The sequence below is a fragment of the Hymenobacter mellowenesis genome (assembly GCF_030581005.1).
In the GTDB taxonomy this organism is placed as follows: Bacteria; Bacteroidota; Bacteroidia; order Cytophagales; family Hymenobacteraceae; genus Hymenobacter; species Hymenobacter mellowenesis.
The window spans coordinates 216193-232216 of sequence record NZ_JAUQSX010000007.1 but is presented as its reverse complement, the minus strand read 5'-3'; the positions used below and the strand labels follow the sequence as shown (position 1 = coordinate 232216).

Annotated in this window: 25 protein-coding genes; all 25 read left to right on the top strand. The window is 50.7% G+C overall.

Annotated features, from left to right (window positions below):
* Window positions 1-493: 493 nt before the first annotated feature.
* Window positions 494-1414, top strand: a complete 921-nt coding sequence (locus Q5H92_RS15020; protein ID WP_305012359.1) for a hypothetical protein — start codon at window positions 494-496, stop codon at window positions 1412-1414.
* A gap of 475 nt (window positions 1415-1889) precedes the next feature.
* The gene (locus tag Q5H92_RS15015) at window positions 1890-2183 is read left to right on the top strand and encodes a hypothetical protein (RefSeq protein WP_305012358.1); all 294 of its coding nucleotides are present in this window, start codon (window positions 1890-1892) and stop codon (window positions 2181-2183) included.
* Window positions 2176-2637 (top strand): hypothetical protein, encoded by a 462-nt coding sequence (locus Q5H92_RS15010; RefSeq protein WP_305012357.1) that lies wholly within the window; start codon window positions 2176-2178, stop codon window positions 2635-2637. The genes Q5H92_RS15015 and Q5H92_RS15010 overlap by 8 nt, the downstream gene beginning before the upstream one ends.
* Complete coding sequence (locus tag Q5H92_RS15005) at window positions 2634-3779, top strand: P-loop NTPase family protein (RefSeq protein ID WP_305012356.1); 1146 nt, start codon at window positions 2634-2636, stop codon at window positions 3777-3779. The genes Q5H92_RS15010 and Q5H92_RS15005 overlap by 4 nt, the downstream gene beginning before the upstream one ends.
* Window positions 3780-3983: 204 nt before the next feature.
* Window positions 3984-4475 carry a hypothetical protein gene (locus Q5H92_RS15000; protein ID WP_501991677.1) on the top strand — a complete coding sequence of 164 codons (492 nt, stop codon included), beginning with the start codon at window positions 3984-3986 and terminating at the stop codon, window positions 4473-4475.
* 1 nt (window position 4476) lies between these two features.
* Window positions 4477-5184: an NUMOD4 domain-containing protein gene (locus Q5H92_RS14995; protein WP_305012354.1), complete on the top strand. Its 708-nt coding sequence runs from the start codon at window positions 4477-4479 to the stop codon at window positions 5182-5184.
* Between the two features lie 156 nt (window positions 5185-5340).
* Entirely contained in the window at window positions 5341-5547 is a 207-nt protein-coding gene (locus tag Q5H92_RS14990; protein WP_305012353.1) for a hypothetical protein, read from the top strand.
* Between the two features lie 227 nt (window positions 5548-5774).
* Window positions 5775-6506, top strand: coding sequence for a hypothetical protein (locus Q5H92_RS14985; RefSeq protein WP_305012352.1), 732 nt, complete (start codon window positions 5775-5777; stop codon window positions 6504-6506).
* A gap of 231 nt (window positions 6507-6737) precedes the next feature.
* Window positions 6738-7757 (top strand): hypothetical protein, encoded by a 1020-nt coding sequence (locus Q5H92_RS14980; RefSeq protein ID WP_305012351.1) that lies wholly within the window; start codon window positions 6738-6740, stop codon window positions 7755-7757.
* On the top strand, window positions 7754-8215 hold the full coding sequence (locus tag Q5H92_RS26670) for an HNH endonuclease signature motif containing protein (protein WP_369811150.1): 462 nt from the start codon (window positions 7754-7756) through the stop codon (window positions 8213-8215). The genes Q5H92_RS14980 and Q5H92_RS26670 overlap by 4 nt, the downstream gene beginning before the upstream one ends.
* Window positions 8205-8573, top strand: coding sequence for a hypothetical protein (locus tag Q5H92_RS14975; protein ID WP_305012350.1), 369 nt, complete (start codon window positions 8205-8207; stop codon window positions 8571-8573). Before Q5H92_RS26670 ends, Q5H92_RS14975 begins: the two co-directional genes overlap by 11 nt.
* Before the next feature lie 300 nt (window positions 8574-8873).
* Entirely contained in the window at window positions 8874-9110 is a 237-nt protein-coding gene (locus Q5H92_RS14970) for a hypothetical protein (protein WP_305012349.1), read from the top strand.
* 301 nt (window positions 9111-9411) lie between these two features.
* Complete coding sequence (locus tag Q5H92_RS14965) at window positions 9412-9696, top strand: hypothetical protein (protein WP_305012348.1); 285 nt, start codon at window positions 9412-9414, stop codon at window positions 9694-9696.
* 10 nt (window positions 9697-9706) lie between these two features.
* On the top strand, window positions 9707-9991 hold the full coding sequence (locus Q5H92_RS14960) for a hypothetical protein (RefSeq protein WP_305012347.1): 285 nt from the start codon (window positions 9707-9709) through the stop codon (window positions 9989-9991).
* A gap of 46 nt (window positions 9992-10037) precedes the next feature.
* Complete coding sequence (locus tag Q5H92_RS14955; RefSeq protein ID WP_305012346.1) at window positions 10038-10571, top strand: antirestriction protein ArdA; 534 nt, start codon at window positions 10038-10040, stop codon at window positions 10569-10571.
* 336 nt (window positions 10572-10907) lie between these two features.
* On the top strand, window positions 10908-11309 hold the full coding sequence (locus Q5H92_RS14950; RefSeq protein WP_305012345.1) for a hypothetical protein: 402 nt from the start codon (window positions 10908-10910) through the stop codon (window positions 11307-11309).
* 4 nt (window positions 11310-11313) lie between these two features.
* Window positions 11314-11643: a hypothetical protein gene (locus Q5H92_RS14945; RefSeq protein WP_305012344.1), complete on the top strand. Its 330-nt coding sequence runs from the start codon at window positions 11314-11316 to the stop codon at window positions 11641-11643.
* 34 nt (window positions 11644-11677) lie between these two features.
* Complete coding sequence (locus Q5H92_RS14940) at window positions 11678-12157, top strand: PDDEXK family nuclease (RefSeq protein ID WP_305012343.1); 480 nt, start codon at window positions 11678-11680, stop codon at window positions 12155-12157.
* Entirely contained in the window at window positions 12154-12390 is a 237-nt protein-coding gene (locus Q5H92_RS14935) for a hypothetical protein (protein ID WP_305012342.1), read from the top strand. The genes Q5H92_RS14940 and Q5H92_RS14935 overlap by 4 nt, the downstream gene beginning before the upstream one ends.
* An 11-nt stretch (window positions 12391-12401) precedes the next feature.
* Window positions 12402-12770 carry a hypothetical protein gene (locus Q5H92_RS14930; RefSeq protein ID WP_305012341.1) on the top strand — a complete coding sequence of 123 codons (369 nt, stop codon included), beginning with the start codon at window positions 12402-12404 and terminating at the stop codon, window positions 12768-12770.
* A gap of 278 nt (window positions 12771-13048) precedes the next feature.
* Window positions 13049-13852: a GIY-YIG nuclease family protein gene (locus tag Q5H92_RS14925; RefSeq protein ID WP_305012340.1), complete on the top strand. Its 804-nt coding sequence runs from the start codon at window positions 13049-13051 to the stop codon at window positions 13850-13852.
* A gap of 58 nt (window positions 13853-13910) precedes the next feature.
* The gene (locus tag Q5H92_RS14920) at window positions 13911-14621 is read left to right on the top strand and encodes a hypothetical protein (protein ID WP_305012339.1); all 711 of its coding nucleotides are present in this window, start codon (window positions 13911-13913) and stop codon (window positions 14619-14621) included.
* Window positions 14622-14625: 4 nt separating this feature from the next.
* Complete coding sequence (locus Q5H92_RS14915) at window positions 14626-15051, top strand: hypothetical protein (RefSeq protein ID WP_305012338.1); 426 nt, start codon at window positions 14626-14628, stop codon at window positions 15049-15051.
* Window positions 15052-15097: 46 nt separating this feature from the next.
* Entirely contained in the window at window positions 15098-15613 is a 516-nt protein-coding gene (locus Q5H92_RS14910; protein WP_305012337.1) for a hypothetical protein, read from the top strand.
* A 3-nt stretch (window positions 15614-15616) separates the two neighbouring features.
* A complete protein-coding gene (locus tag Q5H92_RS14905) occupies window positions 15617-15985 on the top strand; it encodes a hypothetical protein (RefSeq protein ID WP_305012336.1) in 369 nt (122 codons plus the stop codon).
* Window positions 15986-16024: the final 39 nt, after the last annotated feature.

Here is a 16024-nt window from a genome sequence, read left to right as displayed (position 1 = left end):
TGGAAGGATGAGAACCAAGCCCATAACACCACCAAGGGGGAGAACCAACTCCTACGGGACATCATCCAGGTGGAAGTGGAGGACCTGACCAAGGAATGTGATACCTGCCTCACACCCAAGTCCCTCACCGAATACCATTCCCACCCCACCTGCAAGTGCTGTAGGAAACAGGAGGATGCAGCCCGGTACAAGGCCAAGAAAGGGGTGTTACATGACAGCTAAGCCCTGTTTACACTGTGGGAAGGTCAAGCACCTCACCCAGTACCATCCTGCCAAGAGAGGGGACAAACCGGCCATGTGCATCCTCTGCACCGACACCCAAAGGGAATTGAGGAATGAGGCTGTACGGGCCCAGGAAGTGGCCCAATCACTAATTGGACTGTACTGATGGCCTTCTCCTTTTTCCCCACACCCCAACAGGCCCAGGAAATCTACCCCGTCCTCGGACCCCGGGCCTTTGCCCACAACCCATCACCCTTAGCCCTTTTAATCCATGCCCAAAAAGAAACTAGAACACTGGGACCTCAATGCCCAGATAAATGGCCCAATGTCCCTTCTGGAGGCAGCCTACAAGGAAATCCAGACCCGGCTTCCCCACTATGAGGAAAACAAGGGACAAGGTAAGGACCGGGACACTTCCATTTTCCCCACTGTTATCAAGCTGTTTACCTATGTGAATGAGAAAGAAGGTGGTTATTGGTGGAGTGGTTGGTGTGCTCCTCGTGGAGACCAGGAACTCACCCTTCCCCAGGACTGGGACCAGCTCATGGACATCCTGGAAGGGTTGAAACAGCCCAAGGTCCCAGAGTATGTCTTGGTCAATGGGAAGGTGCTCAAGATTAAGGGTGTTACCCCTGATAGGTTGAATATGTTGGATGCCTACACCGTAAAGGGGGAAGCTACCCGTATTCCCTGTCCACTATACACCCCCGTCACCGAGGAGGAATTCATCCAAGGGGGCCTGAAGGAGTTGGAGGAAGCTGGGTTTGTGGTGGGTGCTAAGGCCAAGGGTCCACTATCCACTGACCGGGAATACAATATAGGGAAGATGGAATACCTTGACACCAAGACAGAGGGTGGGTATATCCATTCCCCGCTTACTGTGGAGGAAGTAACCCGGGTGGGTTTCTGCTTCACTGTGAAAGGAGAGGGTTGGTCTATTCCAGTAGGCCAGTGTACCCTACTCCCCAAGGCCCAGACCCTTCCCACCACCAAGAGTGGGATTCCCTACTTGATTAACCGGGATAACCTCTACCTAGGCCCAAACCCTTCCCCTAATCCTCTATTCCCTGAGACCACCATTACCCTGAAGGCTTCCCAGCTTCGGTACATGATGAAGCAGGGGGTAACAGGGATTGTAACCAAGGTTGGTCACTTGGACAAGGAAGACCTCACCAAAGTCCTGTCTGTATGAAGTACCCATCCTTAGTCCTGTGTGGGTGTGGAGGCTTCTTCGCGTTGGGGTGCCTAATGCCCAATCCTGCTCCACTTCCCTGTCCCCCAGTCCCTGAACCCCTTCCTGTGGTCCTCAAAGCCCAAGGACTGGAAGTGAGGGAAGTCAGTGCCACGGTGTACTACCCCACGGGTTCCCCCACCTTCGACGGGACCACCACTCCAAAGGGGAAGGCCCTGTCCAACACCCGATGGTGTGCCCTCTCCCATGACCTACTCCGGATGACTGGGTGGCAGTGGGGAGACACGGTGCTGGTGTACGGGAAGAACCTACCCAACCAACACTGGGGCCTGTACATCCTGCATGATAAGACCCATTCCCGGTTGAGGAATAGGATTGATTTACTGGTACCCAACCACACTTACTCGGATAAGTGGGACGGGGTACTGGTGCGAAAGTTCACCCTTAAAGACCATAAAGTATGACACTAGGAAGTTTGATTGAATTCTTGGAGACCCAAAACCCTAACAAGTTTGTCCCAATGGGTTTCCACAACCCCCATTCATACCGGGGTTATTACTCGGAGTTGGCCTTTGAGCCAGTGGAAAAGGTAACGGTAGGGAAGATGTTGGAGTGTGCTAAGGAAGCTCTAAGAAATACCTACGAGGGTTGGAAAGGTGGAGACTTCACCATGAATTCCTATACCGATGTCTACTTGGCAGAGGAAGGGAGTACTGGTGAGGAGATTAGTGAAATCCTTCTTAAATACATGGTAGGTGCTTATGACTGACCTAGAAAACCCCGTAGAGAAGTGGACAGAGGTGGGTATTGCCATGGGCTGGATGGTAACCCACAAAGGGGTAACAGTCCTCACCGAAAAGTACTTCACCACCAAGGGACAGAAACCCCCAGCCAAGGCCCCGGGGGACTGGAAAGAGAAGTACTTGGCCTTCATCAAGGAAGTGTTTGGGGAAAAGAGGGTTAGGCTTCCCTATGGGACCTCGGGAAGTGAGTTCACTGTGAGTGACTTCTCCAAGCCCGGAATGGAAGCCTTTGCTAAGTGTATGAAGGAGCCTTCCATGGACTATTCCCGGTTGGTGCAGGCCAGCAGAGCCTTCTACCTGGACCCTCGGAATTCCCGTCCCACTATTGGGAACTACTTCATCAAGGAATTGTGGGTGAGTGTGTACCGGGACTATAACCCAGCCAGTGTCCAAACCCAAACCTTTAACATCGAACTATGACCAAATACCAGGAAGTGGTGGAAGGGATTGAGGCCCGTAGGAAGAATACCTACAACTGTATTCCCACCCACTTTGAGCGGTTGTCTCCTTACTTCCCGGGGATTGAGCGGAAGACCTACTACCTGGCCACGGCCTCCAGTGGGGTGGGCAAGTCCAAGTTCAGTAGGGAAGCTGCCATCTACGGTCCCCTCAAATTCCTGGAAGAACACCCCGAGTGTGACTTCACCTACCACCCCTTCTACATTTCCCTGGAGGAAACAGAGGAACAGTTTGTCCTCAACGGCATCCTTTCCCGGTTGGCCTTGGAAGATGGGATTGAACTGGACATGATGACCCTGAAGGGAGTGGGGGTGAACCGGCACAAGTTGACGGATTATGTGATGGAGAGAATCCGGGCCCACCAAGCCTACTTCGAGGACCTGATGAAGAAGGTCACTTTTGTGGACACCGTGAGGAACCCCACCGGTATCTACTACCTGATGCGGGAGTATGCCTGGAAGGTAGGGAAGTTCTACAAGAAGGGAGTCCACGTCACCGACCCCAAGGGAAGTTGGGATACCTACATTCCTGATAACCCCAAGGAAATAGTCATGGTGATAGTGGACCACCTTTCCCTGTTGGCCACGGAGAAGAAGGAAGACCGGATGATGTCCTTGACGGAGACCATGGACTACTTCTCCAACCACTACGCCATCCACATGAGAAACAAGCTCCATATGAGTGTGTGGGTGGTCCAACAGCAGTCTGCTGACAAGGAACGGGTGGAGCACACCTTCAAGGGAGTGAAGATTGAGGAGAAGTTGGAACCTTCCCTGGACGGGTTGGGGGACAGTAAGAAGACCCAACGGGATGTGGACTATGCCTTTGGTCTGTTTGCCCCCAACCGGTATGACATTCCCACCCACCGGGGCTACAGTGTAACCCTCCTCCAGGATAGGTACCGCTCCCTCTCCATTCTCAAGTCCCGGGAAGCACCCCCTGGGGCCCGCATAGGTCTCTACTTCCGGGGGGACCTGAACACCTTCGAGGAATTGCCCCCTGCTAAGGAGATGAATGACCTGATGAGTGGGGAGCCTGACCCTGATAAATACCGGCCGTATCTACCCAAAAAAGGTCTAGGAAAAACCACATTTTCACCGTAACTTACAGTACATTACCAAGATAATCCTAACATGCCAGCAACCAAAATCCTAATTGAAGGTCCCTCGGGCACAGGTAAATCCACCTCCCTCCGTAACCTGCCCAGTGAGCAGACCTTCATCATTTCCCCCAATGACAAGCCCCTTCCTTTCCAGGGGAGTGCTAAGAAGTATGTGAAGGGAAAGAACCTGATTGTTACCGAGAAGGTGACGGACATCCCCGCTGCCCTCAAACACATCTCCGACAAACTCCCGGCTGTAAAGTATGCCGTGATTGAGGACTCCACCCACTTCCAGAATGCCCGGATGATGAGTGATGCCTTCACCTCCGACAAAGGCTTTGCCAAGTGGGGGGTGTTCGGCAAGGACATCTACCAAGCCCTGGCCAATACCCAAGGGCTCCGGGATGACCTGTTTGTGGTGGTCCTGTCCCACGTCCAGACCAACGACGTGGGGGAGAGTGTGTTCAAGACTTCCGGGAAGCTCCTGGACCAGACCGTGGACATTCCCTCATACTTCACCTACATCCTGCACACCGAGGTAGTCCGGAAGGATGACAAGGTAGCCTACTCCTTCCTCACCAACAGTGATGGGAACAAGCAGGCCAAGACCCCCATGGGCCTTTATGACACCCTCCTGATTCCCAATGACCTGATGGAGGTGATTACCAAGATTAAGGCTTACCAGGAAGGAGAATAGTATGTTACCCTTTGAGATTGTAGACACTGTTGAAGAAGTGTGGAAGCCTGTAATTGGGTGGGAAGACCGGGCTGTGGTAAGTAATAAGGGGAATGTACGGAGTTTGACAAATGGGAAACTGATGACCCAAACAACCAAGTCCAACAACCCTTACCCCTTCATTCAGATGACCCGGAACTACAAGTCTACCCCTGTTCGGGTTCACCGGATGGTGGCTGAGGCTTTTGTTCCCAACCCTGACAATAAACCTTGTGTCAACCACATAAACCATAATAAGCTCTACAACTGGGCAGATAATTTGGAGTGGGTGACTTACAAGGAAAACAGTCAGAAGATGGTGGCAAACCGGCATGGTTGTCATGTCCCAGTAGGGGAGGCTTCTTCCTCTAGTAAGCTAACAGAGCTTCAGGTGTGGGACATTCTACTGGCCAGCCGAGCAGGACATAAGGTAAAGGACCTAGCTCTTAAGTACCAAGTCCATCCTGTCACCATTCAGGAAATTAAGAGGGGTACAGCTTGGTCCCACATACCCTTTAACCGGAAGTCTCTGCTTCGGAAGTCCACCCTCCCAGGAATGAAGGAAACCATTCTACAACTCCACTCTCAAGGGGAAACCTACATAGGTATTGAAAGAATTACGGGAGTGTCTCGGAAAACAGTCAAGAATTTCATCATTGAAAACCAACCCCATGAAACCAATACCTTATAACTGGACCCGGTGTTTTTCCATTGGTTGTCGGAGGGTGGCTCCTGATGCCCTGTTGGGTTTCTACGAGACCAGTGAGGCCATTGACATTCCCAACTCCCGGGCCAACTATTCCCTGTCAGAGGATGGGGAAGTGAAGGTGATTGACATCAACTAACCATGGCACAGGCTACAGAGTTGGAATACCTAAAGTTCTTCTTCCGGGAAGCTGACTTTGGGCCAGCAGACTCCGACATCCGGGACCTCATCAATGAAAGGTTTGAGGATACCACAGGCAAGGACCTTCCCGAGGGTTATGGTCGAGAGGAAGAGGAGGGGTATGATGAGGAAGATGAAGACCTAGAAGACGAGGAATACCCCACCTAAAAGCCCCAGAGAAGTACCATCACGGTCTTCCTCGGGCTACAGGTACCCAACACCCTTCCCCAGTAGGAGAACCCAGTAGAGAGCGGGATATAATATTTCCAAGAAACCATTTGGACAATGGGTAGGGGATACTCTACCTTTGCCCGCCCCGGAAAACAGGAATAGTCCTGATAATTCCAAAACAAGTACCATTTACCAACCAACAACAAACCCCCAATAGTATGTCATTGTCAGTAGGAATTTTCGACAACATCACCACCTCGGCCACCATCAACGATAAGGGTTCTCTTGAGTTGACCTTCACCCAGCAGACCGGGGAAGTACAGGCTGAGGCCAAGGAAGTAAGCCTGTTGGATTCCCTGTCCAGTGGGGAAGTAGTAGGGGGTAGCGGTGCCGGTGAGAATGCCCGTATCACCATCTTCCCCTTCCGTTCCACCAACACTTCCACCGGGGATGCCCTTCCCCATGAGATGATTGTCCAGGACATCCAGAATTTCCAGGCCCAGCTCAACTCCATCCTGGGTGTCTACTTCCCGGTGGACCAGATTAAGTACAATCCCTTCCGGGGCCTGAAAACCCCCATCACCAACGACAACCTCCAGGCTGAGTTCCAAAAGCAGGAAGTCCTGGACACCCTCTACAAGAACTACAGTGAGGACTTCATTGCTATGATGGAGAAGGCTGACAAGGGTAAGTTGGCCCGTCTACTTTTAGTGCGCCGGAAGAACAGCAAGTACACCTCCCTGCGGAACAAATTCCTGAAGGACCAGCCCTTCATTGAGTCCATGGAAGTACCTGTTGAGAAGTCCCGTCTCAAGTTCACCAAGTTCGAGAAGGACAACGGTTTGGACAAACCCTTGGAAGTAAGTGCTGACCCCAACACGGGTGGGGATGTGGCTTCCCTGTTTGGGGAGACCAGTGCCCCTGTAGCTGATGTGGAACTTCCCTTTGCACAGTAATCCATGGGAAGAATAGGTAGTAGGGCCATCAAACAGGAAGACCTTAGGCCCGGATTCTGTTTCCAGTCCAAAAAGGACCCCACTGAGGTAGGAAAGGTGGTAGACCAACACCGGCATTTCCATGGGAGCTTCAATGGTATTGCCTACCATGTGGAGTTTGGAGATGGGAAGTTTAGACCTCACATGCTCTGGTCCACCATCAAGAGGGACTACCAACTGATAATGTAGCCTATGGATGACCCCTTAGAGGCCCTTTTAGCCTTGGAGGTGGTCAATGAGGAAAGGGTCTTAGGGTTGGTTGACGAGTATCAACTCCTTTGTCACTACCTAGGATTTGCCCCTGAATTACGAACCCCGTTCTTGAGTCCCATAAGGGGAGAAGGGCGGGGTTCTTTTTCCCTCTTTGCATCCACCCGGGCACCAGGGAAGTGTGAATTCCTCTGGAAGGACAGTGGGAATGGGAAGAGCGGGAATGTGTTCCACCTCATTCAAGTCCTCTATTCCCTGTCCTCCAAGCAGGAAGTGTTCAAGCAGATTGACCGGGACTTCCACTTATACCTATTCCCCGGGAATGACTACGGGGAAGGGAAGGTACCCATCCTGCACCATGAGAAACCTACTCCCAAGGCCCCGGCACAGATTAGGGTCAAGAGTCAGGAGTTTACCAGGGAAGCCCTACAGTACTGGGCAGGGTATGGAATAGGAGTGGAGCTGTTGACCCAGTACCGGGTAAGCCAGGTCTCCCACTTCTGGACCCAACCCCACCAGTTGGAGCCCTTTACTCCCAAGGGAATGATGTTTTCCTTCAAAATAGGGAACCGGTATAAATTGTATCAACCTTATTCCAAAGACCTTAAATTCCTGAATTCCCTTGCTGAGTATATGGTGGAGGGTTGGTTACAGTTAACACCGGGACTGGGGGACTTATGTGTGATAACGAAATCCACTAAAGATGTACTAGTCCTCAGGTCCTATGGGTATGAAGCTGTGGCTGCCCGGTCTGAAACTACTCCCATCCTTCCTAGACAGTTACAACTGTTAGAGGAAAAGTACAAGAGGTTGGTAGTGATGTATGATAATGACATCACCAAGGAAGTGAATGTAGGTCAGGTACAGGCTTCCAAATACCATTACCCTTCCATCAAGGTCCCCGATGAACTGGCTTGGAAGAAGATGAAGGATATCAGTGATGTGAGAAAGGAAATGGGGGAGGACTACACCCGCCAATTACTTAAAACCCTATTAACATGATAAGGAGCGTTGAAGAAAGATTTTGGGAGAAGGTTGTAATAAGGCAAGAAGGCTGTTGGAAATGGTTGGCAGCTACTACAAAAGGGGGGTATGGAAGATTTAAGGTTGGAAAATTCCTTGCCATGGCACACAAAGTCTCCTACCAGTTTATCAATGGACCTATACCTGAAGGATTACTGGTGAGACATACCTGTGATAATCCTACCTGTGTGAACCCCGCCCATCTAGAGTTGGGGACCCAAAAAGACAACATGCAGGACAGGATTATTAGAGGAAGGAATCCTTCTCTATTGAAAACTCACTGTAAGCAAGGTCACCTTTTTAGCCCGGAGAATACCTATAAAGACCCGGATGGTACCCGCAGGTGTAAAACTTGCCAAAAGGTATGTGAGGCTAAATCTGCCCAAAAGAAGGCCATTATCCGTCAACTCAAGAAATCCCTAAACCATGCTCAATAACCAAGACCAGGGAACCCCCAACCCCACTTCCTACCCACTTCCTGAGGAAAGCTTTGAGGGGAATACAGAGGACCCTAATACTGCCATCCAGTTTGCCCCCATACTCAAGGTAATTCTGGGAGTGAAGGAACTCCTTAAAGACAAAAACCGGAAGTATGGTAACTCCGGACTAGAACCCCTGGGAATATTCTCCAAGACTTCCATTGAGGACAAACTCCTGGCCCGGATGGATGACAAGGTGGCCCGGATTAAGAACTCCCCGGAAGTGCGGAAGAATGACCTGGTGGACCTCATTGGGTATGGAATCCTGCTATGTGCCCACAAGAGGTGGAATGACTTCACTGAACTCCAGGACTAGGCCCATGAAACCTATAGTAGCCACCCTAGTCCTCCGTCCTGACTGTAGAATGGTCCGAAGTATTGAGCCGGGGGAAACCCAGTCCAATGTCTTTGGAATAGTCCACCTGACAGAGGACCACATCTTCGAGCTGGTCACCATCAATAAGGTATGGTACACCAAACAGCTCCTGGAAGGAATCAAAGCAGGACTTATTTCCCCAAACCCCTAACCATGATTATTACAGAAGACCAAGTCCGGTGGGAATACATCTGTGAGCGGGAGTCTGACATTGACCCTTATAAGGACCTTGCAGACTGTATGACCAAGGAAGAAATCAAGGCCAAGATTGTCAAACCTTCCTACACTAACCCCTGGAAATGGGGTGATGTGGAGGTGAAGGGTACCTACCGAGGGCTATTGACTTCCTCTGAATACCTGGGGGCCTGTTCCTACAAGAACCAGAAGGACTTCATCACCAATTCCGGGTACTGTGATGACATGAAGGCCACAGTACTGAATTCCCTCAATTCCCAACTCCAAACCCTACTAGTATGACAGTCCCTGAATACCTGGACACAGCTTCCCTCTACAAGGAATTTGGCTGGGAGAATGTATTCAATTCCTGGTACCCCAACTCAGACTACAATATCTGGGCCCCAGCCATTCCCGGAGGTCCAGTGGAGGACACCTATGTATTTGACTTCTATTCCAATAAGTCTGGACATTCCCTCACCTTCATCTGGGCGGATAACCTGGAACAAGCCAAGTCTTTGGCTGATAGTACAGACCATGGAATCCCTTCCTATTCCCCCAAAACCTTGGACCAAGTACGGGTTCTACTCCAAAGCCTTACCCAATGACCCTACAAGAAGCAGAAACCCAGGTCCAGTCCTTAGTGGCTTCCCTCACCCCCAAGACCATTACCTATTCCTCTGTCACCCTGGTCCTTTCCCTTGGTGGGAAGCAGGAGGAACAAGTGGAATGTCGGATTTACCAGTCCAAACACGGGATGGGTACTCACTTCCATGAGACCTTCAAGGCCAGCTCCATTTCCCGGTTGCTTGGGAAGATTGAAGGGGAGTTGAGGGATGTGTATCAGCCTGAGAATTTGGAGCCCATAGAACTCCTAGAAGTAGCCTAAACCCATGGGAATGACCAAATATAAGGCCGAGGGAATCTACAAGGACTTCCTATCAGGGAGACAAGCCCCACTGTCCTATTATTGGAAGTACACCTTCTACTGGAGGTATGAGTCCCCCGAGGTAATCCTAGAACTTTCCTACGGGGGAAGTGTTGATGACATCTACCGGTATGAACTCAATGGGCCCACCCTAACCCTTCCCCAAACATTGGAAGAGTTGGTGAAGGAGGAATACAGGATAGCCATCCATTTCCTTCCCACTAGTGAAATCTACACAGTAGACCCCACCTATTAACCCACCAAGGCCGCCCCAACAAGGTGGTCTTTTTACACCCTATTACATGACAGACACCCCAAAGATTTGGGTTTGCTCCATCCGGGACTACGTCAATGGCCACAATGTTGGTGAATGGCTAGACCTGGACAATTTTACTGATGAAGATGAGGTCCTGGAAGCCATCCAGGGAATGTTGAAGGGCTGGGATGAGGAACTGGGTATTGATACCTGGGATGTTCCCCGGGAAGAATGGACTATCCATGATTATGAGGGATTCCCTTCCCGGTTCTACAGTGAGTACATGAGCTTTGGTCCCGTCCTCCAGTGGATTGAGGACACCCAGGACATGGATGAGGACCGGAAGGAAGCCTATGAGCTGTACCTGGACCATGCCAACAACCCTACGTTGGAAGGTTTTGAGGACTCTTACCGAGGTTACTACAAAGGGGGACTGGAAGAATACGCCGAGGAGTTGACCGAAAGTTGTTACGACATCCCCCAACACCTCACCTGGTACATTGACTACGCGAAAATAGGCCGGGACATGGAAACAAACTATGAGGTCTGGGAGGAAAATGGCCATGTATTCACCCGATAACCCACTCTTCCCATGTCTTCCCGCTACAGTCCCGAAATACCCACAAATACTCCCACAGGTCCTTGGACCAGACCACACCGACAAGCCGGTGTAACCCACCTGGCCATCCAGAAGACCCGAGCCCATAAAGTTCACCGACAGTACACGGTTTCCCCATCAGACAACGGTAGTGCCGAGGCCATTGTGCTTGGAGACAACTTCACCACCCTAGCCGAAGCCTACTTCAGCCCTTCAGACGGAAACGCCATTGACCTGGCTAAGGCCTGGCTCGAACTTCGGGCCCGGGAGTTTGGGGATGACCGGTACTACGACCAAACCCAACATAACCGTTAACCCATGACCTGCCACACCAAACCCCTATTCCATCCCCCCGAGGCCCGCTTCAAGGAACTAGGCAACCGGGGCCAGAGCTGGGAGAACCGGGTCCTGTCCCTCTTCCAAACCAGTGGGTGGACCGACATCCAGGTTTCCCCCAAGGACGGGGAATGGGACCGGAAGAAGGTGGACATCATTCCCACTACCCCCAATTCCCCATTCCCCTTCCACGTCCAGTGCAAGTCCTCGGTCAACTACCAGAAGATTAACTACCCCAGCATTCTGGCTTCCATGCCCAAGGACCCCACCAAAGTCAACCTCATTGCCCACCAACGGCTGAAGGAAGATGGAAGCAAGGGGGGGGAGTACGTGATACTCAAACTACAGGACTTCCTCTACCTCACCCAACAAGACCCTTTCTAAGCCCATGGAATCCTATAAGGTAGAAGTCCTCATTGTCGAGGCCCTGGTAAACCATTGTTTGGCTGCTGGGTATTCCCTGTCAGTAGATGATGGTGGGGATGAGTTTGCCTTGGTAGAATCCACTTCCCGGGAAGGCATCCTGGAAGTCCTAATGAACACAGGAGCTGACACTGTGGTAGTTTATGACCAACGGGGCCAGAACATGGGATTTGTAGACTTGGTGTATGGGAATGAGGACTGGACGGTAATGTGTAACTGGGCCATGAGTCTGGATTCATTCCTGGAACCCATCCATCAGCTCTCCCAAAAGTTTGAGGAGGAAGTAGAGGAATAGTACAATACCCAGTCCAATTCTTACCTTTGTCACTATGGTAAGAAAGACTGGTAAGAAAACAGGAAAGGTGAGGAATGTGGAGACTGACAAGGTCAAGCTCACCTTCCAAGGAATCCTGTACAAGAGTGCCCTGGAAGTGTTTTGTGCCCAGGAATTAGTGAGGAATGGCCTCCCGGTCCACTACGAGGAAGTGTCCTACACCCTACAGGAAGGATTTACCTGCCCCGTGGTGAGCTGGGAGGCCAAGGAGAAGAAAGTGAAGGGGGAGAAGGTGAAGACCTACTTACCAGTGTCCGGGAAGGTGTTGCCCATGAAGTACACCCCGGACTTTACAGGACCAGGATGGGTGGTAGAATGTAAGGGCATGGTAACTGCCGAGTTTTCAATGAGGTACAAACTCCTGAAGGCCCAGCTTAGTCAACAGAAAACCCCACCCACCTTATTCATGCCCCGGAATAGGGAACAAGTGAGCCTGACAGTACAGGCCATAATCCAATTAACCAACAACCCATGAAACTAGGAGCTTTTATTGCCCAACTACAAGAAATCCAGGAAGAGACCCCTGACCTGGATGTGATGATTTCCCGGGATGCCGAGGGGAATAAGATTAAGGACTACGAGGGGTGGACCACTGGTCACTATTCCGGGGAACTGGATGAGTACTGGACAGAGGATGACTTTGAGGAAGTGGAAGATGAAGATGAGGAACCCTTGACAGTTAATACCCTAGTCCTGTACCCTTACTAAACCAACAACCAATGCACCAGGAAATTAAGAAGGACTGGCTGGAAGCCCTCCGGTCAGGGAAATACACCCAAGGGAAGTACTCCCTAAAGAAGGAAAATGAGGAAGGGAAGGTGAGTTACTGCTGTCTGGGAGTACTGTGTGACCTAGCTGTAAGACAGGGAATAGTGGAGGAAGAGGAAAATGCTTCCTACTGTGGGGAATATCTATTTGATGGTGAGGAGACTTCCCTGACTCCCAAACTCCGGGAATGGGCTGGAATAGAGACACCTGAGGCCAAAATAGATAAACCTGTGGGTCCTCACACGTCCCTCATGGCCCTGAATGACAGCGGGGATTACACCTTCCCCCAGATTGCCCAAATTATTGAGGACCAACTCTAAGCCACTTCCCATGTATAAACTAACAGTGGTGGACGCGGATTCCTGCACCTACGCCCTTTCTTGGAAGTATCAGGATGTCAGTGTGTTACAGATGAAGGTCCACATTGATGAGTGGGTCAACAACATCCTAACCCAGACCCAGGCCACCCATTACCTGGGGTTTGTCGGGGGAGTGGGTAACTTCCGGAAGGAGGTAGCTGTCAACTTGTAATAGTACAATTAGTCCTTGTTCCCTTGTACTTTTTGGCGTAAATTGTAGGATAATTCAACTACAAACTATGCCATTACCTAGAATTGCCTGCATTTACCGGATTACCAACACTGTCACCGGGAAACACTACATTGGTTCCACCCTTGACCTAAAAGAAAGGATTGGGAAGCACATTAGTAAGCTGAATGAGGGGACCCACCACTCTGCCAAACTCCAATCTTCCTGGGCTAAACATGGGGCAGGAGCTTTTTCCGTCCACCTTGTCAAGTATGTACACTATCCCAAGGAGCTGTACTTATGGGAGGACCATTTCATCCGGATTTATAATGGATTTGGTTGGGGGTACAATATGACCCAAAGCTCTATTGGTAATAGGGGGTATAGGCATACAGAGGAACAAAAGGCTAAGAACCGGGCTGGGAAAGCCTATGCTAAGATTCATGGGAAGAAAGTCAAACCTCCTACCAAGAAATCCAAGGGAATACTCAGGTATACACAGGATGGTTTATTCCTTGATGAGTTTGAGTCCCAACAAATTATCCAACGAACTTTTGGGTATTCAGCCACCAACATTTCCATGTGTGCTAATGGAGTAATCCGTCAGGCTTTTGGATACCTCTGGAAGTTCAAGGAGAGTGAAGACTTCCCTAAAAGAATCCCACCCATGAGACCTGATGGACATTCTGTTCCCGTGATGCAGTTCACCCCAGAGGGAGAGTTTGTGGCAGAATACCTATCTGGAGTTCTGGCCACCAAGGCTTTGGGTTTGTACAGTAGTGCTGTAAGTGATGCCATCAACAAGAAGTGTAATACCACAGGGTATATCTGGAAGTTTTCACATGATGTAAAACATGAACCTATCCGTAATTGACGCAGACAGTATCATATTCCTATGCGGGATGCGGTACCAAGACCATTCCCATTCGGGGATGATGAACCAAGTTTCCCATTTTGTAGGGGACATCTTAGCCCAAACTCAGGCTACCCACTATTTGGGCTTCCTAGGAGGAGAGGGGAATTTCAGGCATGAGGTGGCGGTGTCCCGCAAGTACAAAGGGAATAGAGGACCTAAACCAGAGTCCATTGTCCTGTGGGAAGAACCCATCAAAAACTTCCTGGTGGACCATTGGGGCTTTGTTCGGTGTCATGGAATAGAGGCTGATGATGCCTGTTCCATAGCACATGGGAAGTACTCACAGGACTATTCCCTGACTACCGTGGGGTGTGACCATGACCTTCAACAATTGAGTGGTTGGCACTGGAATTACCAGAAAGGAAGTCTGACCAAGGTTACTCCTCATCAAGCCATCTACAACTTCTATCACCAACTCCTTACAGGCTGTACTGGTGACTGTGTTCCGGGTTGCCCCCGGGTAGGTGAGGTACGGGCTACAGCCCTCCTATCTGACTATCCCAAGTATGAGGACCTAGATAAGTACCAGTTCTACCTGGAAGACTGTGTGAAAGCTGAATACCTAGTAAGAGTGAAAGAGGGTGATTGGGAAGCCTACTATGAGGAACAACATACACTCCTCAAACTCCTGGACACTGAACAGTACGGCTTCCAGTGTCCCCAACCCATTCCCGTACCCCAAGCCCAGGAACCTGTCCTGGAATCCATTGACCACTTGTTTAACTAGCCACATGGAAGACCAACTAATAACCTTCCCCACTGCCAAACTGGCCAAGGAGAAGGGCTTTGACCTCGATTCCCAGTATTGCTACAATTCCGATGGGGAAGTGGAAGGAGCCTTTGACCTCACAGGCCAAGAATACTTCACGGATGAGGAAATTCTCAATGCTGCCCACAATGGGGAAGTAACCTATCTATGCCCTACCCAATCCCTTCTTTCCCGGTGGTTGAGGGAAGAGAAGGGTGTCCACCTTCGGATTCAAGCAGTCCTCAAACCCCACCTGCTCTACCAAGTGGATAGGGTGTACCTCAATTCCCCTCAACACAATGTAGGGGCCAATATCACCTTCCCTCGCCATGAATGGTCAGGGGAGTATACCACTTATGAGGAAGCTGTGGAAAAGGGCCTACTTCATTCCCTGACTCCTTTGAAATAACCCAATCTCCGGGGAGACTTAGGCCCGTTTACCTAAATCTCCCATTATGACCCCACAAACCCCCGCAGACCGCAGTTTGGCCTTTCACCTGCTGCTTCCCCTGCTCCAACTACCTGCAACCAGCCTGGGTCCCCCGGAGAACGTCAAAGGGGTGTTCCTAAGCACCTCCGATGATACCCTTGTGGTGGAAGTGGACCATGCCCCCCTGCTCTCAGACCGGGTCCTTGGTCACCCCCACCTCCAACACAATTACCTGTTTGGGTCCACCTACTGGCTCCAGTTCAGTGCCCCACCCGAGTTCCTGCCCGAGTTCCAAGCCTTCCGGGAAGGGAAGTACTCCCGGTTTGGGGACAAGGCCAAGGAACTGTTCCGCAAACAGTGGGCCCACCATTACCCCAACACGGGGAAAGACTTCAAAGGTCACCTCCTGTACCATGTCCTATCCAAACCCTCGGAAGTGAGGAAGTACTGGGAACGGGAGCTGGACCTGTGGAAGAATACCCTCGATGGGTGTGAACTTTACCACCTTCCTTGTACTGAGAGAGACTTAATCACCCTTTAGACCATGAACACACCCGAAGACCAAGACCTAGTAGGAAAGTATGTCCTTTATGAGAGTGGGATGAGCTTTGATAAGAAGTTGTCCCGGGCCATCAAAAAGATTGAGAAGGTGACCAAGACAGGTTACCGTATCTCTGGCCTTCCTGATACCCTATTTGACTTCAAAGGTCAACAGAAAGGACTTACTGGGAAAATGAACATGGCCACTGTTTCCCGGTGCACTCTTCTCACAGATGAGGAAGCTAATGCACTATCCTTGGAATGGGGAAAGGCTAAACGACGGAGGGCCCTGTTGGCAGAAGTACTTCCCTTGGTGGAAGCTGCTAACCTGGACCAACTCCTGGCCATTCAAGTCCTCCTAACCAAGCTTTAATCACCCTCTAACCCCAACAACATGGAATACCAGAATGAG